We start from the raw sequence: 19,350 nt of genomic DNA, 5'->3' as shown, positions 1-19,350 counted from the left end.
AGGTGGGCCGCTACGCCTCCGTCATCCCCGTCAGCGCCCCCACCGGGTCCGCGTCCGCCTCGCCCTCGGGCCACCAGTCGGTGCCGCCCGGCTCGCTCTCGTACGGGTACCAGCGGCCGTCCTTGCCGTAGCGGAGCTGCAGCGTGCCGTCCTCGTCCGTGAGGCGGTTGCGGTGGATCGTCATGCGCGGGAGGTCCGCCGCAACCAGGGCGCCGCGGGCCCGGTCGAAGGGGCCCGCCGGAGGGTCCCAGGGGGATTTGAGGACCGTCAGACCGTCCTCGCCGCCCTGGCGCCAGGCCGCCGCCGCCCGGGCGAGCTCCGCGGCGGTGCTCCCCACCGACCTGGCCAGCTCGGCGAACTGGCGGCTGAAGGTGCGGCGGCCGGTGAGTCCCGGGTGCGAGGCGGCGAGGCGGACCGCGTCGTGCCAGGGGGACGTGACGGTGAAAGGGTCCGCACCCGCGGTGAGGAAGGCGTGAGCGCGCGCCGCCGCGTCCGTCACCAGGAACTCCAGCGCCGTCGGGTCCGGGGCGCCGGGGACGGAGGGGAGGACCGGAGGCTCGCCAGGGTGGGGTGGCGGCGGGAGCGGGGCCGGCAGCGGCGAGCGGTACTCCGTCGCCAGGGCCTCGCGGGCCGGGACGCCGGGCAGGGTGGGCGGGGCCGGAGCCGGGTCCGGGACGTCGGGCGGTGCGTCGGACCGCGTGTCGGGCGGTGTGTCGGGCGGGGCTGCCGCGTCTAGCGGGGCCGTGGCGTTTTGCGGGGCCGCCGCGTCTTTCCGGGCGGCCCCGACGGTCTGCGCCGGTCCGGCGGTCCGCGCCGGTCCGGCGGGCGTCTGCGGGGGTGCCGCGGGCCCGCCGGGCGGGAGGCCGCGGCTCGCTCTGCGGTCCTGGGCCGCCTCCGCCGCCGACTTCTGGGCGTTCCTCCGGGACAGCTCCTCCAGCAGGTCCTGTTCCTCGCCGCCGCGCAGCAGCAACAGGACGAACGGGTCCGCGTCCAGGAGGCGGGCGGTCTGGTAGGCCAGGGCCGCCGCGTGCTTGCAGGGGTGGCCCCGGTCGGGGCAGGTGCAGGACGGCGACAGCTCGCGGGCGCCGGGGAGCAGCGGGACGTCCGCCCGGGTCGCCGCGTCGGCCAGGGCGTGGGGCATCTCCTTGTCGAGCAGGGCGGCGATGCGCGCGGGGTCGGTGGCGACCGCGTCCAGGAACCGGTCCCAGTGCTCGGGCAGCATCGTCCGCATACGGATCTCCGCGCGGTACGGGCGGGGGCGGTTGCCGTGGACGTACGCGACGATGCGGCCCGGCGCGACGGTGATCGTGTCGACCTTGCCCTCGCGCGCGTAGGTGCGGCCGCGCGCCAGGCGGGCCTGGTCCAGGGCGCTCTCCTCCAGCGCGTCGATCCAGGCGTTGCCCCACCATGAGGCGGCGAACGGGGTCTTGGGGTCGGGGTACGCCGGGAGCGCGGGGAAGACGCGGCCGCTGCCCATGCGGCTCGTCTCGCTCATCCCGCTGGCCCAGCCGAGGCCGCCGCCGCGCCGCGCGCCGCCCCCGCCCCCGCCCCCGCCCACCGTGCCACCCCGCCCGTTCACGACGCCCTCCGCAGTGCCACGAGGTCCGACAGTTCCGCGTCCGAGAGTTCCGTGAGCGCCGACTCCCCGCCGTCGCCGAGCACCGCGTCGGCCAACGCCTGCTTCGCGGCGAGGAGTTCGGCGATGCGGTCCTCGACCGTGCCCTCGGTGACCAGCCGGTGGACCTGGACCGGCTGGGTCTGCCCGATGCGGTACGCGCGGTCGGTGGCCTGCTCCTCGACCGCCGGGTTCCACCAGCGGTCGTAGTGGACGACGTGGCCGGCCCTCGTCAGGTTCAGGCCCGTGCCCGCCGCCTTGAGCGACAGCAGGAAGACCGGGACCTCGCCCGACTGGAAGCGGTCCACCATCTCCTCGCGCCGCGCGACGGGGGTGCCGCCGTGCAGGAGTTGGGCGGGGATGCCGCGGGCCGCCAGGTGCGCCTCCAGGAGGCGGGCCATCTCCACGTACTGCGTGAAGATCAGCACCGCGCCCGCGCTCTCCGACTCCGTGAGGATCGTGTCGAGGAGTTCGTCGAGGAGCTCAAGTTTGCCGGAGCGGGGGCGGCCCGCCCGCGTCGTGAGCAGGCCGTCCTTCAGGTACTGCGCGGGGTGGTTGCAGATCTGCTTCAGCGCCATCAGGAGCTTCATGACCAGGCCGCGCCGTGCCATGCCGTCCGACGCCTCGATACGGGCCATCGTCTCGCGCACCACCGCCTCGTAGAGGGAGGTCTGTTCCCGGGTGAGGGTGACCGGATGGTCCGTCTCGGTCTTCGGCGGGAGTTCCGGGGCGATCCCCGGGTCGGACTTCTTGCGGCGCAGCAGGAAGGGGCGGACGAGGCGGGCAAGCCGGTCGAGCGCCTCGTCGTTCTCGGCCGTCTCGCCGCCCTCCACGAGGCGGGCGTGCCGGGCGCGGAACGCCTTGAGGGGGCCGAGCAGACCCGGTGTCGTCCAGTCGAGCAGGGCCCAGAGCTCGGAGAGGTTGTTCTCCACGGGGGTGCCGGTGAGCGCGACGCGGGCCGGCGAGGGGATGGTGCGCAGCGCCTTCGCCGTCGCCGCGTGCGGGTTCTTGACGTGCTGCGCCTCGTCGGCGACGACCAGTCCCCAGCTCTGGGCGGCCAGTTCGGGCGCGCTGGTGCGCATCGTGGCGTACGTGGTGAGGACGAAGCCGCCGGTCAGGCCGGCCAGGGTGCGGCCAGGTCCGTGGAAGCGGCGCACCGGCACGCCCGGCGCGAACCGCTCGATCTCCCGCTGCCAGTTGCCGAGCAGCGACGCCGGGCAGACCACGAGCGTCGGCGCGGGGTGCGCCCGGTGGAGGTGCAGGGCGATCAGCGTGATCGTCTTGCCGAGTCCCATGTCGTCGGCGAGACAGCCGCCGAGGCCGAGCGAGGTCATGCGGTCCAGCCAGGCCAGGCCCCTGAGCTGGTAGTCCCGCAGGGTGGCGTGCAGGCCGGGGGGCTGGGCGACCGTGTCGAGGTCGTCCGTCACGCGCTCGCGCAGCCGGGCGAGCGCGCCGACGGGGACGGCGGGCACCCGCTCGCCGTCGACCTCCGCGGTGCCGGTCAGCGCGACCGACAGGGCGTCGACCGGGTCGAGCAGGCCGAGGTCCCGCTTGCGTGCCTTGCGGACCAGCTCGGGGTCGACCAGGACCCACTGGTCCCGGAGGCGGACGACCGGGCGGTGCGCCTCCGCCAGCACGTCGAGCTCCGCGTCGGTCAGCGCCTCCTCCTGCTCGCCGAACGCCACCTGCCAGCGGAACTCCAGGAGTTCGTCGGCCTTGAAGAAGTCGAAGTTGTCGGCCGCGGTGCCGGGGGCGGGGCGGACGACCGCGGTGGCGGTGAGGCCGCGGGTCAGCTCCTTGGGCCAGTGCACGGCCACGCCCGCGGCGGCGAGCCGGCCCGCCGCCGCGCCGAGCAGGTCGGACAACTCCTCCTCGCTCAGCGACAGCACGTCGGGGCGCGGGCGTTCCAGGAGCCTGCCGAGCGGCGGCCAGACGCGGGCGGCGCGGCGCAGCGCGAGCAGCGTGTCGACGCGCGCGCGTGGCCCGAAGTGGTCGGTGCCGACCCACAGCCCCGGCACGTCCGTCACGAGCGCCGGGTCGGCGAGGCTGTGCACCTGGACGACGGCGGCGGCCGGGCTGGACACGGCGGCGCGGGGCACCGCGGCGGGGGCGGTGCCGCCTTCGGGGGCGGGAGCCCCGGAAGCCTCCGCGGCGGAGGCCTCGCCCCCGTCGAAGACCTCGTGCGCCCGCAGGTCGAGCCGGAGCGACACCCGTACCCCCGCGTCCATGCCGGCCGCGACCTCCGCCGCCCACTCCCGCGCCCCCGGCAGCCGCTGCGGCTCGCGCGCGGCGAACGGCGCGCCGACCGCGTGGACCGCCGCCGGAGTACGCGGCAGGGCGTCGGCCACCGCGTCGACGAAGGCCCTGACCAGCGCGAACGGCTGCGGCAACCGCAGCGGCCCGGGGCCGGGCAGCGGTACCGCGTGCGCCTGTGCGGGCAGCGCGGCGGCGATGGCCCGCAGCTGGGCGACGTCGGCCTCGTCCAGCGGCCCCGCGCGCCACGCGTCCTGGTCCTCCGCGGTCAGACCGGGCAACAGCCTGCCCCGCGCCGCCAGGTGCAGCGCGTGCCGGGCGGCCAGCGCCCAGCAGGCCACGGCGGGATGGACGCCGGTGTGGGCATCAGCATGGCCACGTGGATACGAGGGTGAGTGGCCGGTGCCGAGCAGGAGCGGCATCGCTTCGGTGACCGGCACGAAGAGCGCGGGCACGGTGCGGCCACGCGCGCCCTTGCCGTGCTTGCGGGCGACCACGAGGTCCCCTCGTACCACCGGGCCCGGTCCCGACCCCGACCCCGACTCCGATGCCGACCCCGGCGGATCCGGCAGCGCGCCCCCATCCGGCCGCCAGAAGGCGATCCGCCCCTCCCGGGGGACCTCCGCGGGCAGGAAGACGGCCGCGCAGGAGCGTACGAGGACGGCGGCGCCGTCGGCCCACGCCGACCCGGCCACCCGCGCCCCCGTCTCCACCGTCATCGCCACTGCCGCCTCACTCAGCCCCTGCTCACGCCACCTGTCCCCACGCTCGCCACCCTAGGCGAGACCACTGACAACGCCCGGACGACCACATCCGGCCACCCCGCTCTCCCTCCCGCAATCCCTGGATGAACACTGGAAGGAAACTTTCCTAACAATAATTCAGCCCGAGTTATTGACGCGCACATGTCGCATCGCCAGGATTCCCCGGGACAACACGGCAACCGAGGAGACCGACATGTCGCCCACCCCCCGCGCCATGAACTCCCGTACACCCAGAGCCCGTTGGGGCATCCCCGTCGCCGCTGGCGCCTCGCTCGCCCTCGTCGGCGGCGTGCTGCTCTGGTCCCCGGCCGGACAGGCCGACGCCTCCCCCACCGCCTCGTCCAGGGCGGGGTTCACGGCGGTCGCCGCGGGAGACATCGCCGAGCAGTGCACCGCGAGCAGCAGCAGCTGCAAGCACCCCAGGACGGCCGCCCTGGTCAAGGAGATCAATCCGTCGTTCGTGCTGACCATGGGCGACAACCAGTACGACGACGCCCGCCTGAAGGACTTCCAGAAGTACTACGACAAGACGTGGGGCGCCTTCAAAAGCAAGACGCATCCCGTCGCGGGCAACCACGAGACCTACGACCCGGCCGGCGCGCTCGCCGGCTACAAGTCCTACTTCGGCTCCGTCGCCTACCCCGACGGCGAGAGCTACTACAGCTTCGACCAGGGCAACTGGCACTTCATCGCGCTCGATTCGAACAGTTTCGACGACGACGACCAGATCGACTGGCTCAAGGACGACCTCGCCGCCAACGCCAAGAAGTGCGTGGCCGCGTACTGGCACCACCCGCTCTTCTCCTCCGGCGAGCACGGCAACGACCCGGTGAGCCGGCCGGTCTGGAAGCTGCTCCAGGACAACAAGGCCGAGCTGGTCCTCAACGGCCACGACCACCACTACGAGCGGTTCGCGCCGCAGACCCCCGACGGCAAGGCCGACGCGAACGGCATCGTCGAGCTGCTCGGCGGCATGGGCGGCGCCAACCCGTACGACATCGAGGAGGTCCAGCCCAACAGCCAGAAGCGGCTCACCAAGACCTTCGGCGTGGTGAAGCTCAACTTCACGGACACGGGCTTCTCCTGGAACCTCGTCGCCACGGACGGCTCGACGAAGGACACCAGCCCGTCCTACTCCTGCCACTGATCCGGCGGGAGCGCTGCGATGTACCTCGCTTCCACCGGCGCGGCCACCAAGGGCGACGCGGCCGCCACGACCCCGGAGCGTTCCGGGGCCGGGCGCGGCCGCGTCGCGGGGCCCGTCCTCGCGCTGGGCGCGGTCAGCCTGGTCACGGACATCTCCTCCGAGATGGTCACCGCCGTCCTTCCGCTCTACTTCGTCCTCCAACTCGGCCTGTCGCCGCTGCAGTTCGGCTTCCTCGACGGGCTCTACAACGGGGTCACCGCCCTGGTGCGGCTGGCCGGCGGGTACGCCGCCGACCGCCGCGGGCGGCACAAGTTGGTCGCCGGCGGCGGCTACGCACTCTCCGCCCTCTCCCGGCTCGGGCTGCCGCTCGCCGGCGGCGCCACCGCGGGGATCGGCGCGGCGCTCGCCGCCGACCGCATCGGCAAGGGCGTGCGCACCGCGCCGCGCGACGCGCTCATCTCGCTGAGCAGTCCGCCCGACGCGCTGGGCCGCGCGTTCGGTGTGCACCGCGCGATGGACACGACGGGCGCGCTGCTCGGGCCGCTCGCCGCGTTCTCGCTGCTCTGGGCCACCGCGGACGCGTACGACGCGGTGTTCGTGGTCAGCTTCTGCTTCGGCCTGCTCGGGGTGCTGATGCTGGTCGCGTTCGTGCCGGGGGAGGCGGGGGTGCGGGGGCGTGCGGGGACGCCGGGGAGGTCGGAGCGATCTGAGGGTCTTGAGGGTCCCGGGGGCCCTGGGGGTCCCGGAGGTCCCGGGGGCCCTGGGGGTCCTGGAGGTCCCGGGGGCCCTGGGGGTCCCGGAGGTCCCGGGGGCCCTGGGGGTCCCGGAGGTCCCGGGGGCCCTGGGGGTCCCGGAGGTCCCGGAGGTCCCGTCGGCCGGGCTCCCGGCGTTTTCGGGCTCCTGCGCGTCCCCGCCTTCCGGCGCGTCCTGATCGCCGCCGCCCTGCTCGGCGCGGCCACCATCGGCGACTCGTTCGTCTATCTCCTGCTCCAGCGGCGGCTCGACTTCGCGGTCGCGTGGTTCCCGCTGCTGCCGCTGGGTTCCGCCGCCGTCTATCTGCTGCTCGCGGTCCCGGCGGGGCGGCTCGCCGACCGCACGGGGCGGCGCGTGCCGTTCCTCGCGGGGCACGTGGCGCTGCTCGGCGGCTACCTCCTGCTGCTCTCGCCCGCGGGCGACCGACCGCTGCTCGCCGGCGTCCTGCTGCTGGTCGGCGTCTTCTACGCCGCCACCGACGGTGTCCTGATGGCCCTCGTCGCCCCCGTGGTCGCCCAGGAGCGGCGGGCGAGCGGCATGGCCGTCCTGCAGACCGGTCAGGCCCTTGCCCGGCTGGTCGCGGCCGCCGGGTTCGGCGCCGCCTGGACGCTGTGGGGCGTACGTCCGGCGCTGACCTGCGCGGCCCTCGCGCTCACCGCGGCGCTCGCCGGGGCGGCCCTCCTCCTTCGCCCGCCTTCCGAAGGACGCCCATGACCTCGCCCTCCGACGCCGACGCCACGGCCCCCATGTCCTCCGACGCCGGCACCGACACCGGCTCGGCTCCGGGCCCCCTCCGCCCCCACCACCCCCTCCGCTCCCGCGTCGTCGCCGTCACCGTGGCCGCCGTCGTCCTCGCGGGCGTCGCCGTCTCGTACACCTTGCACGCGGCGCAGCGCGCCCAACCGGCCGACGCGGCATCGGAGTTCGGCCTCGACCGGGGCCACCTCTACTTCCGCAGCACGGAGGCCGGCGCGGGCCGGGTCGCCCGACTCCCGGTGGCCGCCATGACCTACCGGAGCAAAGGCGACAGCCCCGCCGGACAGCCCGGCAAGGCAGCCGCCCGCACCACCGGCGGCCCCTCCTGCCAACGCTTCTACGCCGCCGTCGGCACCGGCCTGTGCCTGCAGCGGCGCCCCGGCATCCCGCCCAAGGCGTACGCCGTCGTCCTCGACCGCGACCTCCGCGAGAAGCGCCGCATCGCGCTCACCGGGATCCCCGACCGGGCGCGCGTCTCGGCGTCGGGGCGGATGCTGTCCTGGACGATGTTCGCCACCGGCGACTCCTACGCGGGCTCGTCCTTCTCGACCCGCACGTCCCTCCTCGACACCCGCACCGGTTACCTGATCAAGAACATGGAGGAGATCCCCCTCACCCTCGACGGCCACCGCTACCACGCCCCCGACGTCAACTACTGGGGCGTGACGTTCGCAGCGGACGACAACCGCTTCTACGCGACCGTGTCGACCAAGGGCAGGACGTATCTCGTCCGCGGCGACATGCGGAAGTGGGCGGCGACGGCCCTGCGCACGAACGTCGAATGCCCCTCGCTCTCCCCCGACAACACCCGCATCGCCTTCAAGAAGCGGGTACGGGAGGGGACGCGGGACCCCTGGCGGCTGTACGTCCTCGACCTGCGGACGATGCGCGAACGCCCCCTCGCCGAGCGGCGCGGCGTCGACGACCAGGCGGCCTGGCTGGACGACGCCACCCTCGCGTACGCCCTGCCGGGCGAGGACGGCCGTAAACAGGACATCTGGACGGCCCCAGCCGACGGCTCGGGAAGTCCCATGTTGCGTGTACGGGGCGGGAGTTCACCGGCGGCGGTGCGCTGATCCACCGGCGCGCCGGACCACCCCGGACCGTCATCGCGGGCGGGCCGCGGGCGGGCCGATGGAAATGCGCGTGCGTACGCGGAGGCGGTCCCGCACGATCACGGTATGACCTCACCCGACCACCGCACGCCCACGCCCACGCCCGCACCCGCACCCGCACCCACACCCACGCCCCAACGCACCACCGTCAGCGGCCTTTTCCCGCCCCCCCGGCTACGCCCACGCCGCCGTCGTCGAGGCCGGTACGCGGCTCGCCTTCATGGCCGGGTCCGTGCCGCTCGACCCCGACGGGCAGCTCGTCGGTGAGGGGGACGTCGTCCGGCAGACCGAGCAGGTCATCGCCAACCTCGACGAGGCGCTGCGCGCGGTGGGCAGCACGCTCTCGCAGGTGGTGGCCAGCACCGTGTACGTCGTCGCCGACGAGCCCGCCACGCTCGGCGCCGCGTGGCAGGTCGTGCGCGCCTCCGAACTGTCCGCGGGCCCGCACACCTCGACACTGCTCGGCACGGCCTGTCTCGGCTACCCCGGTCAGCTCGTCGAGATCACCGCCACCGCGGTCGTGCAGCCCTGATCCGCCGGCCAGGCCCCTGACCTCTAGGCGCGGGTCCGGCGCGCCAGGTCCAGGGCGTACTCCGGCCACCACTGGCCGGCCTTCGGTCCGCCCCGGCACGTGCCGTCGGACTCGCCGGGACGCTTGACCCACAGGTAGGCGTCGAGCGAGGGGTCGCCGGTCCGGGAGGTCGGCGGCGTGCCGAGGGCGCGGCCGGGCGGGTTGCACCAGGCCTCGTCGCCGCCCTTGTAGGGCCCGTTGCCGTTGCGGCTGCTGTCGATGACGAAGTGCTTGCCGCCGCCGAGGGCCTTGACGAGCCGGTGGCCGTAGTCCGAACTCACCTTGTTCGTCTCGTAGTTGGAGACGTTGAGCGCGAAGCCGTCGGCCCGGGCGATCCCAGCGCGGCGCAGCGGCTCGACCAGGCGCCGCTCGTCGGGGACCCAGCCGGCGTTCCCCGCGTCGAGGTACACCTTCGCGTGCGGCTGGCGCTTGAGGCGGTCGACGGCGTAGGCGAGCAGCGCGTGCCGTTCGGTGGCGGCAGCGCCCGGGCAGCCCGCCACGAGATGTGGGACGGCGTCCGGTTCGACGATCACGTACGCGCTGCGCGTACCGATCGCCGCGGCGACCCCGTCGACCCACCTGCGGTAGTCGGCGGCGTCGCGGGCGCCGCCCGACGAGTACGAGCCGCAGTCCCGGTGCGGGACGAAGTAGGCGACGAAGACCGGGGTGCGTCCCGCCTTCGCGGCCGCCTCGACGTGGGTGCGCACGTCGACGGCGGATCCACTCCCGGCCAGCCAGACCGCCTGCGGCCGCCCGGCGATGCGCTCGATGAGACGGGCGTCGCCGGAGCGTCCCTCCCGCTTCCACGACGCGACCTGCTTGGCCGCGGCGCTGAACGGGTCGACCCAGAAGGTTGGGCCCGCGGTGGTCGAGGGGTCCGGGGGCACGTCCGAGTCGGTGCGGGTGGCGGCGCCCGCGGGCCCGCCGGCCACCGCCGCGGTCAGCGCGCCCAGCGCGAGGGAGGCGGCGAGCACGGCGCGGGTGAGCGCGCGGCGTCGGGGCGTGCGGGGCGAGGGGTGCGGGCGGAGGCGGCGGAAGGGCTGCGGAGACACCGGGCGGCTCCAGTGGTTCGGTGTGACGGCGCCGGTGGTGTCCGGCGCTTCCCCGGAGTGTGCGGTCGCCGCACCCCGACGGGGGCCCGTGCCCGGCCGGGACGCGGAGGTTCCCCCACGAGAATCACTCCGACGGCGGCGTGACCCTGGCGGGGGCCGACACGGAAGATCAGCCCGGGCGAGGCGATCCAGCCCGGGGTCAACCATCCAGCCCGGGCGCAACCATCCAGCCCGTCCGGCGCTTGAGGACGAACTCGGCGAAGCCGGTGACCGACCGAGCCCCGGACGACCGAGCGGACGGTCGACCCTCATCCGCCCAAGGAGCCCCCGCGGAACCCGTCCGTCGCCCGCACCAGCTCCTGCGCGATCCCGCCCGCCCCCGCGTCGTGCCCCGCCTCGTCGACGAGGACCAGTTCGCTGTCGGGCCACGCCCCGTGGAGCCGCCACACGATGCCCAGCAGGTTGCCGAAGTCCAGGCTCCCCTGCACCATCACCCCCGGAATCCCGCGCAGGGGAGCCGCGTCCCGCAGGACCACCTCGTCGCCGCCCAGCCAGTGGTCGTGGGCGAAGTAGTGCGTGACCGTACGGGCGAAGCCGGCCCGGAAGTCCGCGTCCTCGTACCGTTCGACGGACCGCGGCGGAGCCGGCACGCATGCCGTCTCCCAGTCCGTCCAGGCCCGTGCCGCCCGCGCCCTGACCTCCGCGTCCGGCGCCTCCAGGAGCCGGTGGTAGGCCGCGGCGAGGTCCCCGTCCCGCTCGCCGTCCGGCACGTGGTCGCGGAAGGCGCGCCACGCCTCGGGGAAGATCCTCCCCAGGCCGCGCGTCAGGAGGTTCACCTCGGCGCGGCTGCCCGTGGCGACGCCCGTGAGGACCAGTTCCGAGACCCGGTCCGGGTGCGTCTGCGCGTACCGCAGGCCCAGGACGGAGCCGAACGAGACGCCCCACACCAGCCACCGCTCGATGCCCAGATGGCGCCGGAGCAGCTCCAGGTCGGCGATCAGGTGCGCGGGCGTGTTGACGCCCATGTCGGTCGCCGGGTCGCTCGCGGGCGGCGTGGACCGGCCGGCGCCGCGCTGGTCGAGCAGGACGATCCGGTACGCGTCGGGGTCGAAGTACCGGCGGAAGAAGGGCGTGCAGCCCGATCCCGGCCCGCCGTGCAGGACGACGGCGGGCCTGCCGTGCGGGTTGCCGCAGACCTCCCAGTACACGCGGTTGCCGTCGCCGACGTCGAGCATGCCGTGGTCGTACGGTTCGATGTCCGGATAGAGGCCCATCGCGGCACCCTAACCGGGCCGCGGACTACTCCGCCTTCGCGTTGCGCATCCGCCCGTACGCGTACACGCACCCCGCGAGCGCCAGGTCCGAGAGCAGCATGAAGCCGATCGAGTACGAGTCCTTCGCGCTGTAGATCGCGCCCATGACCAGCGGCGGCACGAAGCCGCCGAGACCGCCCACCGCGCCGACGATGCCGGTGACGGAGCCGACCTGCGGCTGCGGGGTGACCTGGGAGACGAGGGCGAAGACGCTGCCGCTCGCGGTGCCGAGGCCCGCCGCCATGGCCAGGAAGCAGATCGTGCCGGTCGGGTTCAGCGTCGGGTCGAAGGCCTGCACGACGGCGAAGAGCGCGACCACCGCGAGGGCGATGGTGGTGACCGTGGCCGGGTGGATCCGGTCCGAGAGCCAGCCGCCGACGGGCCGGAAGACGACCGTGACCAGCGCGAAGCCGGCCGCCTTGGTCCCGGCGTCGGTCGGCGAGAGGTCGTACCAGGTCTTCAGGTAGGTGGGCAGGTACACGCCGAAGGCGACGATCCCGCCGAAGCCGATCGCGTACAGGGCGGACAGCTCCCAGGTGACGCGGAGCCGCCCGGCCTGCCCGAGCCGGTTGCCCAGGGAGCTGGTGGGCACCGGCCGGTCGGGGCGGTCGGTGATGAGGAACATCGCGAGCAGCGCGAACGCGGCGAGCGCGCAGGCGACGACGATGAACGGCAGGTCCACGCCGTGCTTGGCGATACGGGGCGTGAAGTAGCCGGAGAGCGCCACGCCGCCCATGCCCATGCCGAAGACGCCGAGCGCGAAGCCCCTGCGGGCGGGCGGGAACCAGGAGTTGACCAGCGGGATGCCGATGGCGAACGTCGTCCCGCCGAGGCCCAGCAGGAAGCCGACGCCGAGCATCGCGAGGTAGCTGTTCCTGGCCGGGATGATCAGCAGCACCGGGACGATGGTGAGCGCCGAGATCAGCGGGAACATCAGCCGCGCGCCGTAGCGGTCGGTGAGCGCGCCGACCGGGACCCGGCCGAGCGAGCCGACGATCACCGGCACGGCGACGAGCAGCGACTGCTCGAAGGAGCTGAGCCCGAGCCGGTCCTTGAAGTCGCTGCCGAGCGGCGCGACCAGGTCCCAGGCCCAGAAGGTGAGCGTGAAGCCGATCGTCGCCACGGCCAGATTGCGGTAGGCGGCGGCGGAGGGCTTGGCTGCGAGAGTCTGGTCCACGACCTCACGCTAGGAAGCGCCGCCCGGCGCGGCTCACTGTGCTGGGCCGTTCGGGTGCAGCCCCGCCTCCAGGGCCGCCGTGCGCAGGACGTCGCGCAGCATGGCGGGCGTGAGCCGTCCGGTGAACGTGTTGCGCTGGCTGACGTGGAAGCAGCCGAAGAGGTCCAGGCCCGCACCGGCGGGTCCGCCCGGCAGCACCACGTGCGCCCCGTGCCCGAACGCGGGCCGGGGCCTCGGCACCTGCCAGCCGGCCGCAGCGAACGCGGGAAGCGCGGCCTGCCAGCCGAAGCCGCCGAGGACGACGACCGCCTTGAGCGTCGGGGCGAGCAGCTCCAGCTCGCTCACCAGCCAGGGGCGGCAGGTGTCGCGCTCCTCGACGGTCGGCTTGTTGGCGGGCGGCGCGCAGTGCACGGGCGAGGTGATGCGGGTGCCGTACAGGGTGAGGCCGTCGTCGGCGCTCTCGGTGGTGGGGCGGGAGGCGAGGCCGACGTCGTACAGCGCCGGGTAGAGGAAGTCGCCCGACTTGTCGCCGGTGAACATCCGGCCGGTGCGGTTGGCGCCGTGCGCGGCGGGCGCGAGGCCGACGAGCAGCAGGGAGGCGTCGGCAGGACCGAAGCCGGGCACCGGGCGGCCCCAGTAGTCCCAGTCCTCGAAGGCCGCGCGCTTGGTGCGCGCGACCTCCTCCCGCCAGCTGACGAGGCGGGGGCAGGCGCGGCAGCCGGTGATCCGCTCGTCCAGTTCGCTCAGGCCGTCCATGCCCTCCACCGTACGTACGGTCAGGTACGTGGAGTCGGGCGCCCCGCACCCCACGCTCGCCAGGGCGCCCCGCCGCTCAGGTCAGCGCCGCGCCCACCGCCACGAACCCACAGATGAGCAGGAACAGGAGCGCGAGCAGGGGCCACACGAACCGCAGGTACTTGTCGTAGCCGACCTTGGCGAGCGCGACACCGCCGATGGTCACCGCCGTCGTCGGCACCCACAGGTTCATCCAGCCGCTGGCCGACTGCCAGGCCGTGACGACGACCGCGCGCGAGACGCCGGCGAAGTCGGCGAGCGGGGCGAGGATCGGCATGGCGAGCGTGGCGTGGCCGGAGGTGGAGGGGATCAGGAAGGCGAGCGGCAGGTTCACGATGAAGACGATGACCGCGAAGAGCCCGGACGAGGTTCCCTTCACGATCCCCTCGATGGAGTGCAGCACGGTGTCCGTGATCTTCGAGTTGTTCATGATCGTGGTGACGCCGCGGGCGAGCAGGATGACCAGCGCGGGCGAGACGAAGTCGGCGGCGCCCTGGATGATCGTCGAGCTCAGCCGCTGCTCCCCCATGCGCGCGACGAGCCCGACGAGGACGGCCGCGCACAGGAAGAGCGCGGCCAACTGCGGGAAGGACCAGCCGAGTTCGAACCCGTACGGCTTCGCGTCCGCCTTGCCGGTGAGCGCGCTCGACCAGGGCACCACCGAGAAGATCATGAAGGCGAAGACCAGCGCCGTGGCGATCAGGACCGCCTGGTGCAGCCGGGTCAGCTCGGGCGCCTCCTCGGCGTCCTCGGCGGCCCGCTCCCGGTCGCGGTCGCCCGGCAGGAAGCCGGACAGGGAACGCTCGGGGTCGCGCCGCACCCGGCGGGCGTAGCGGATGACGTACGCGACGGTGACGCCGGTCAGGACGATCCACATGGCGAAGCGGAGCACGATGCCGTCGCCGAGCGAGATGTCCGCGGCGGACGAGGCGACGCCCGTCGCGAAGGGGTTGACGGTCGAGCAGAGCACGCCGACGCCCGCGCCGAGGATGATCGCGCCGACCGCGGTCATGCGGTCGTAGCCGAGGGCGAGCATCAGCGGCACGATCAGCCCGTAGAAGCCGAGGGTCTCCTCGGCGAACCCCTCGACCGTGCCGAGCACGGAGAAGACGACCATCACGCCGGCGATGAGCAGCGCGCCGCGCTCGCGCAGCCGGTGGGCGAGGCGCCCGATGCCGCGGTCGAGCGCGCCGGTCGCGAAGACGACGGTGATGAAGGCGCCGATGGCGAGGACGAAGAGGAAGACGCCCGCGCTGCCGTACAGCGAGCCGACGTTGTCGGGGGCGACCATCGAGGTCTTCTCGTCCTGGATGCCGTAGAGGCCGTTGACGGGCGAGAGGAAGAGGTCGTTCAGGCGGTCCACGAAGGACTGCCCGGAGTCGACGCGGTGATAGGTGCCCTGGACGGGGGCGCCGGAGCCGTTGCGGTCGTACTGCCCCGAGGGGATGAGGAAGGCGAGCAACCAGACGGCGACGGTGACCACCGCGAGGACGGTCAGGGCGCTCGGGAAGGTGAACTTGCGCTTGCCGGACGGACCTTCGGCCTGATCGCCGCCGACCGGTGTCTCCGTGGTGCTCATGCGGCCCCGCCCTGCGTCCGTCCGCCGGTGGACGGGTCGAACGCGTCGGCGTACTCCCGTACGAAGGCGCACAGAGCGACGACCGTGTTGCGCAGCTCGGAGAAGAGGACGCGTTCGTTCGGGGCGTGCAGATTGCACATGCTGTCCTGCGCCCCGAAGAGCAGCACCTCGGCGCCGGGCGCCGCCTTCGCCAGGCCGTTGACCAGCGGAATGGACCCGCCGGTCGCCACGAACGAGGCGTCCCGCCCCCAGCCCTCGCGCAGCGCGGCGAGCGCGGCGCGGTAGGCGGGGCCGCCGGTCGTCGCCTCGAAGCCGGGCCCGGTGTCGCCGGGCGTGACGGTCAGCGGAACCCCGAAGGGCCGGAGCGCACGCAGATGGTCGACGAGCAGGCCGCGCGCCTCCTGCGGGTCCTGGCGCGGATGGAACCGCAGGTTCAACTTCGCCCGCGCGTACGGCACCACGGCGGACGCCGCGTGCTCCACGCTCGGCGCGTCCAGGCCGATGACGGTGATCGCGGGGCCGCTCCACAGCCGCTCGCCGAGGCTGCCGCTGCCCATGAGCGGCATCCCCTCGCGTACGCCCGCCAGCGAGCGGAACTCCTCCTCGGTGTACGCCGTCCCGTCCCATTCCTCGCGCCGCAGCCCCTCCACCGCGACGTCCCCGTGCACGTCGTGCAGGGTGGCCAGCGCCTTCAGGAGGACGAGCAGCGCGTCGGGCGCCGCGCCGCCGAACTCCCCGCTGTGGCGCGGCTCGTCGAGCGTGCGGACCTCGACCGTCACCTCTGCGGCGCCGCGCAGACCGGTGGTGAGGGTGGGGGTGCCGGGGCGGAGGTTGCCGAGGTCGGCGATGACCATGGCGTCGCAGGCGAACCGTTCGGGGTCGGTGGGCGGGTAGTCGTCGAAGGCGCTGCCGTACTCCTCCTGCCCCTCGATGACGATCTTGACGCCGACCGGCGGCCGCCCTTCGTAGGCCCGCACCATCCCCAGGTGCGCGATGACGTTGGACTTGTCGTCCGCGATGCCGCGGGCGCGCAGGCCGCTCTCCGCCGCGTCGACGGGTGTCGGCTCGAAGGGCGGGGACCGCCACAGGGCGGTGTCGCCCGGCGGCTGTACGTCGTAGTGGCCGTAGAGCAGGACGGTCGGCGCGTCCGGGGACGGTGGCAGGATCTCCCCGTAGACCACCGGGGCGGTGTCCGCCAGGTCGAGCCGCTCGACGTGCGGCACCCCGGCCTCCCGCAGCAGCCCGGCCACCAGGTCGTGGGCCTCCTCCACCGGCCCGGCGGGGAAGCCGGGGAAGGCGATCGAGGGGATCGCGGCGAGCCGTTCCAGGTCGGCGCGGAGTCCGCCCATCAGACCGTCGACGGTGGCTTCGAAAGACGTCATGGGCAGGCACTCCTGGGAGTCGCGGGTCATGCCGGTTTGTCGTGATCGGTCCGCATTATCGGCGCCCAGGGTTGGCGGATTCCGGACGGCTCGCCGGGAGACGGGGGTGCCGCTCCGAACCCGGACCAGGGCCTGTCCGGCGGATCAGGTCGCATCCGGGGGGCCCGCGCGTCTTCGTGCCGGTGAGCGGGGTCTGGCGCGTCGAGATGCAAGGCGGAGGAGGGCGACAACGCGGAGCGTTGGCAACCGACGACAACGCCGCAGGTCGGCGTGGCAGGCCCCGCGCCCGCGACAGGATCCGCCGGACAGGCCCTAAGGTCGACGTATGGCTTCGGAGACTTCAGGGAGCGGCGGAACGGGCCGCGCGGGCGGCGGTACGGGGGGCGAAGTGGCAGGCGGTACGGGGGGCGAAGTGGCAGGCGGTACGGGGGGCGAAGTGGCAGGCGGTACGGGCGTCGATGTGACGGGCGGTACGACGGCGGACGCGGCCGGCGCGGTCGACGCGGGCGGCGCGGGCGGCGGTACGGCGGTCGCCGCGGCGGGCGGGGGCGCGGCGGGGGGCGGCGCGGCCGGCGGCGGGGGTTCGGTGCGGGTCGACAGCTGGATCTGGTCGGTCCGGCTGACCAAGACCCGCTCGGCGGGTGCCGCCGCGTGCAAGGGCGGCCACGTCCGGGTCAACGGCGAGCGCGTCAAGCCCGCCCACGGCGTGCACGTGGGCGACGAGGTGCGGCTGCGGCAGGCGGGCGGCCGGGAGCGGGTCCTCGTGGTCAAGCGCCTCATCCGCAAGCGCGTCGGCGCGCCCGTCGCGGTCGAGTGCTACGTCGACAACTCACCGCCTCCGCCGCCGCGTGAGGCGGTCGCCCCCGCGGGCATCCGCGACCGGGGCACCGGGCGTCCGACGAAGCGCGACCGCCGCGAGATGGAACGCCTGCGAGGAGCGGAGGGCGAGCCGCCGCTCGGGCGGGCGCGCTGACCTGACGGCTACCGCACCGGCACGGCCCGCACCCATGTCCCGTCGTCCGTCAGGTACGTGTCGACCTTCAGGCCGGCCTCCGCCAGGGCGTCCTCGAACTCCTCCCGGGTGAGCGGGCGGGCGCGGAACGTCTGGGTCCATACGGCGTCCGGGAACACGTACTCCGCGCGCACCTCGTTGACCCCGTCGCCGACCGGCGTCGCCGAGACGATCCGGACCGTGTAGCCGCCCGGGTCGACGCGCTCCCTCGGCAGGTTCGTGTGGTAGTCCGCGCCCTCGCGCTGGATCAGCACGCAACCGCCGTCCGTGACGTGCTTGCGGCAGGCCCGCAGCATGCCGCGCCGCACCGCCGTGTCTCCGGTGTGCACGAGGAACGACGCGAGCATCACCACGGAGAACTTCTCGTCCAGGTCGAGCCGCTCGATGGGGCTCCGCACCGTCCGCACCCCGCCGTCAAGGGCGGCGACCTTCTCCAGCATCTCCGGGGACTCGTCCACCGCGGTGACCCGGAAGCCGCGCTCCAGGAGCGGGCGGGTCACCCGGCCCGCGCCGCAGCCGAGTTCGAGGAGATGTGCCCCGGCCGGCACCGCCCCCTCGATGACGTCGGGCTCGTCCCCGACCGACAGGCGCGCGTACAGCTCGACCGCGCAGCCGTCCGGCGTGATCGCACCGGGCCCCGTCCCCTCGTATCCCGCACGCATCTTCAGACTCATGCCCGGCCAACGAAGCGCGCCACGGCCCCGTTCCCGGCTCCCGCACGCCTCCGCCCGCTACAGCGGGAACCAGCCATGCCCGCCGTACCAGTGGCCGCCCGCCCGCAGATGGTCGCCCACGGCCCTCTCCAGCCGGGTCCGCCGGGGCAGTTCGGATACGGGCAGGTCCCGGTCGCCGAAGACGAAGGTGACGGGGTCGCCGTCCTCCGGCTCCCGGGGATAGCCGTCGGCGAGGCGGAATCGCTCCTGGAAGCGGACGATGTTCGACTCCGCGGGCAGGTGGTCCCGCACCTGCGGGTCGAGCAGCCAGGAATGGCAGACGGCTGTCTCATATCGTTCGTCGGGGAAGTGGCGCGCGAAGAACGCGCGGGCCAGGGAGAGCGACCGATCACAGGCCTCCGGCGTCAACGGCCCCCGGAAATCGGTGATGTGGAGGTTCAGGCACGGGTCGCCCGGCCCAGCCCGATGCCCGGCGGCAGCCGTCGCGCCGCCCATGCGCCGCCCCAGGACGGCCCGCTGGAACTGCAGCCGCCCCAGCTGGTAGAGCTCGCCCCGGAAGTGCAGGCCGGGCCACCCGGGCACGAGCAGACCACGGCTGCCGCGCGCCCTGCGGTGCACCGCCATGTGCCGCCCGAGGTCGGCGAGGGTGCGGCGCGAGACGTCCGCCGGGATGCCGCGGTCGCGGTGGTACGCGCGGGCGTACGGCAGGGCCGCGACGTACACGAACACGAAGAAGCAGCGCCCGAGCTCGCCCCACGCCTCGGGCAGCACGGGGGCGCGGCCGCCGCCGCCGACCGTCCCCATGTCGCGCACGACGGCGTCGACGCAGCGGTCGAGCAGCCACCGCGCCTCCGGGTCCGCCCGGAGCCGGCCGCGCAGCGCCACGAGGGCGTTGATGTCCTCGTGCGGCACGGCGAGGTCGAGGAGCACCTCGGGCAGCTCGTCGGCGTCCGGCAGCACCGCGGCGGCCCGGGGCTCCCCCGCGCCCTCCAGCTCCGCCAGCCAGGCGGCGAGCTTCTCGTCGTCCAGCAGCTCTTCCAGCACGTTTCCACCCTCTTCGAAGACAGGCTCTTAGAGGTCGTTTTCCTCTGTGCTGCGGTGTTATCTGTAGGTATGCGCCCGATGATGATCTGATGCTGGTGAGTCTGTAGTGCGGCTCGTGGTTGACGAGGCGGATGGTGTGACCTCTGGGGTGAGAGCCGACTTACGCCTGTCTCATTCCAGGACGCCCGGATCTGTGCCGTGCTCCCGCGGGGCGATACGCACGCCTGGGCGCACACCCCCGAGCGGCGGTATGCCCAGGTCATGACCGACCGTCGCGCGTATCCGAGTGATCTGTCCGATGCCCGCTGGGCGTTGATCGAGCCGGTGTTGTCCGCCTGGCGTTTCGAG

Annotated in this window: 15 protein-coding genes and 1 pseudogene; 6 read left to right on the top strand and 10 right to left on the bottom strand. The window is 74.1% G+C overall.

What is annotated here, in order from left to right; all coding sequences use genetic code 11:
- Positions 1 to 10: 10 nt before the first annotated feature.
- Both ACFYO9_RS30640 and ACFYO9_RS30635 read right to left on the bottom strand, forming a co-directional pair.
- Positions 11 to 1,579, bottom strand: a complete 1,569-nt coding sequence (locus tag ACFYO9_RS30640; RefSeq protein ID WP_388666738.1) for an SWIM zinc finger family protein — start codon at positions 1,577 to 1,579, stop codon at positions 11 to 13.
- Positions 1,576 to 4,587 (bottom strand): DEAD/DEAH box helicase, encoded by a 3,012-nt coding sequence (locus ACFYO9_RS30635; protein ID WP_358777606.1) that lies wholly within the window; start codon positions 4,585 to 4,587, stop codon positions 1,576 to 1,578. The genes ACFYO9_RS30640 and ACFYO9_RS30635 overlap by 4 nt, the downstream gene beginning before the upstream one ends.
- Before the next feature lie 238 nt (positions 4,588 to 4,825).
- Here ACFYO9_RS30635 and ACFYO9_RS30630 point away from each other — a divergent pair, with 238 nt between their 5' ends.
- The 4 genes from ACFYO9_RS30630 to ACFYO9_RS30615 all read left to right on the top strand — a co-directional run bounded on the left by ACFYO9_RS30630 (position 4,826) and on the right by ACFYO9_RS30615 (position 8,935).
- The gene (locus ACFYO9_RS30630) at positions 4,826 to 5,779 is read left to right on the top strand and encodes a metallophosphoesterase (protein WP_358777605.1); all 954 of its coding nucleotides are present in this window, start codon (positions 4,826 to 4,828) and stop codon (positions 5,777 to 5,779) included.
- An 18-nt stretch (positions 5,780 to 5,797) separates the two neighbouring features.
- Complete coding sequence (locus ACFYO9_RS30625; protein WP_358777604.1) at positions 5,798 to 7,246, top strand: MFS transporter; 1,449 nt, start codon at positions 5,798 to 5,800, stop codon at positions 7,244 to 7,246.
- Positions 7,243 to 8,364 (top strand): hypothetical protein, encoded by a 1,122-nt coding sequence (locus tag ACFYO9_RS30620; RefSeq protein WP_358777603.1) that lies wholly within the window; start codon positions 7,243 to 7,245, stop codon positions 8,362 to 8,364. The genes ACFYO9_RS30625 and ACFYO9_RS30620 overlap by 4 nt, the downstream gene beginning before the upstream one ends.
- Before the next feature lie 259 nt (positions 8,365 to 8,623).
- Complete coding sequence (locus ACFYO9_RS30615; protein ID WP_358777602.1) at positions 8,624 to 8,935, top strand: RidA family protein; 312 nt, start codon at positions 8,624 to 8,626, stop codon at positions 8,933 to 8,935.
- Between the two features lie 23 nt (positions 8,936 to 8,958).
- Here ACFYO9_RS30615 and ACFYO9_RS30610 read toward each other — a convergent pair whose 3' ends face one another.
- The 6 genes from ACFYO9_RS30610 to ACFYO9_RS30585 form a co-directional block, all read right to left on the bottom strand.
- A complete protein-coding gene (locus ACFYO9_RS30610) occupies positions 8,959 to 10,026 on the bottom strand; it encodes a glycoside hydrolase family 6 protein (protein ID WP_388666735.1) in 1,068 nt (355 codons plus the stop codon).
- Positions 10,027 to 10,334: 308 nt separating this feature from the next.
- Entirely contained in the window at positions 10,335 to 11,300 is a 966-nt protein-coding gene (gene pip / locus ACFYO9_RS30605; RefSeq protein WP_358777601.1) for a prolyl aminopeptidase, read from the bottom strand.
- A 25-nt stretch (positions 11,301 to 11,325) separates the two neighbouring features.
- Complete coding sequence (locus ACFYO9_RS30600) at positions 11,326 to 12,516, bottom strand: MFS transporter (protein WP_358710832.1); 1,191 nt, start codon at positions 12,514 to 12,516, stop codon at positions 11,326 to 11,328.
- A gap of 33 nt (positions 12,517 to 12,549) precedes the next feature.
- Positions 12,550 to 13,272, bottom strand: coding sequence for a uracil-DNA glycosylase (locus ACFYO9_RS30595; protein WP_355817784.1), 723 nt, complete (start codon positions 13,270 to 13,272; stop codon positions 12,550 to 12,552).
- 76 nt (positions 13,273 to 13,348) lie between these two features.
- Positions 13,349 to 14,890 carry a Na+/H+ antiporter NhaC family protein gene (locus tag ACFYO9_RS30590; protein ID WP_355817781.1) on the bottom strand — a complete coding sequence of 514 codons (1,542 nt, stop codon included), beginning with the start codon at positions 14,888 to 14,890 and terminating at the stop codon, positions 13,349 to 13,351.
- Positions 14,887 to 16,272: a M20/M25/M40 family metallo-hydrolase gene (locus tag ACFYO9_RS30585; protein ID WP_358777600.1), complete on the bottom strand. Its 1,386-nt coding sequence runs from the start codon at positions 16,270 to 16,272 to the stop codon at positions 14,887 to 14,889. Before ACFYO9_RS30585 ends, ACFYO9_RS30590 begins: the two co-directional genes overlap by 4 nt.
- Positions 16,273 to 16,708: 436 nt before the next feature.
- Between ACFYO9_RS30585 and ACFYO9_RS30580 the strand changes: the two genes are divergently transcribed.
- The gene (locus ACFYO9_RS30580; protein WP_388666732.1) at positions 16,709 to 17,245 is read left to right on the top strand and encodes an RNA-binding S4 domain-containing protein; all 537 of its coding nucleotides are present in this window, start codon (positions 16,709 to 16,711) and stop codon (positions 17,243 to 17,245) included.
- An 8-nt stretch (positions 17,246 to 17,253) separates the two neighbouring features.
- Here ACFYO9_RS30580 and ACFYO9_RS30575 read toward each other — a convergent pair whose 3' ends face one another.
- Together ACFYO9_RS30575 and ACFYO9_RS30570 are read right to left on the bottom strand one after the other, a co-directional pair.
- Positions 17,254 to 17,958, bottom strand: coding sequence for a class I SAM-dependent methyltransferase (locus ACFYO9_RS30575; RefSeq protein WP_358779415.1), 705 nt, complete (start codon positions 17,956 to 17,958; stop codon positions 17,254 to 17,256).
- A 57-nt stretch (positions 17,959 to 18,015) separates the two neighbouring features.
- Positions 18,016 to 18,918 carry an acyltransferase domain-containing protein gene (locus ACFYO9_RS30570; protein WP_358779416.1) on the bottom strand — a complete coding sequence of 301 codons (903 nt, stop codon included), beginning with the start codon at positions 18,916 to 18,918 and terminating at the stop codon, positions 18,016 to 18,018.
- Positions 18,919 to 19,263: 345 nt separating this feature from the next.
- Between ACFYO9_RS30570 and ACFYO9_RS30565 the strand changes: the two are divergent.
- Positions 19,264 to 19,350, top strand: a pseudogene (locus tag ACFYO9_RS30565) (IS5/IS1182 family transposase); the annotation flags it as partial.

This window comes from Streptomyces sp. NPDC005863 (genome assembly GCF_042871345.1).
Taxonomy (GTDB): domain Bacteria; phylum Actinomycetota; class Actinomycetes; order Streptomycetales; family Streptomycetaceae; genus Streptomyces.
Note: the sequence above shows the minus strand (reverse complement) of the source record. Positions and strands in the feature narration are given on the sequence as shown.

Coding starts and splice junctions, on each gene's coding strand:
- ACFYO9_RS30635 (WP_358777606.1), bottom strand. CDS start 4,587: ATGACGGTGGAGACGGGGGCGCGGGTGGCCGGGTCGGCGTGGGCCGAC.
- ACFYO9_RS30630 (WP_358777605.1), top strand. CDS start 4,826: ATGTCGCCCACCCCCCGCGCCATGAACTCCCGTACACCCAGAGCCCGT.
- ACFYO9_RS30625 (WP_358777604.1), top strand. CDS start 5,798: ATGTACCTCGCTTCCACCGGCGCGGCCACCAAGGGCGACGCGGCCGCC.
- ACFYO9_RS30620 (WP_358777603.1), top strand. CDS start 7,243: ATGACCTCGCCCTCCGACGCCGACGCCACGGCCCCCATGTCCTCCGAC.
- ACFYO9_RS30615 (WP_358777602.1), top strand. CDS start 8,624: ATGGCCGGGTCCGTGCCGCTCGACCCCGACGGGCAGCTCGTCGGTGAG.
- pip (WP_358777601.1), bottom strand. CDS start 11,300: ATGGGCCTCTATCCGGACATCGAACCGTACGACCACGGCATGCTCGAC.
- ACFYO9_RS30595 (WP_355817784.1), bottom strand. CDS start 13,272: ATGGACGGCCTGAGCGAACTGGACGAGCGGATCACCGGCTGCCGCGCC.
- ACFYO9_RS30590 (WP_355817781.1), bottom strand. CDS start 14,890: ATGAGCACCACGGAGACACCGGTCGGCGGCGATCAGGCCGAAGGTCCG.
- ACFYO9_RS30585 (WP_358777600.1), bottom strand. CDS start 16,272: ATGACGTCTTTCGAAGCCACCGTCGACGGTCTGATGGGCGGACTCCGC.
- ACFYO9_RS30575 (WP_358779415.1), bottom strand. CDS start 17,958: ATGAGTCTGAAGATGCGTGCGGGATACGAGGGGACGGGGCCCGGTGCG.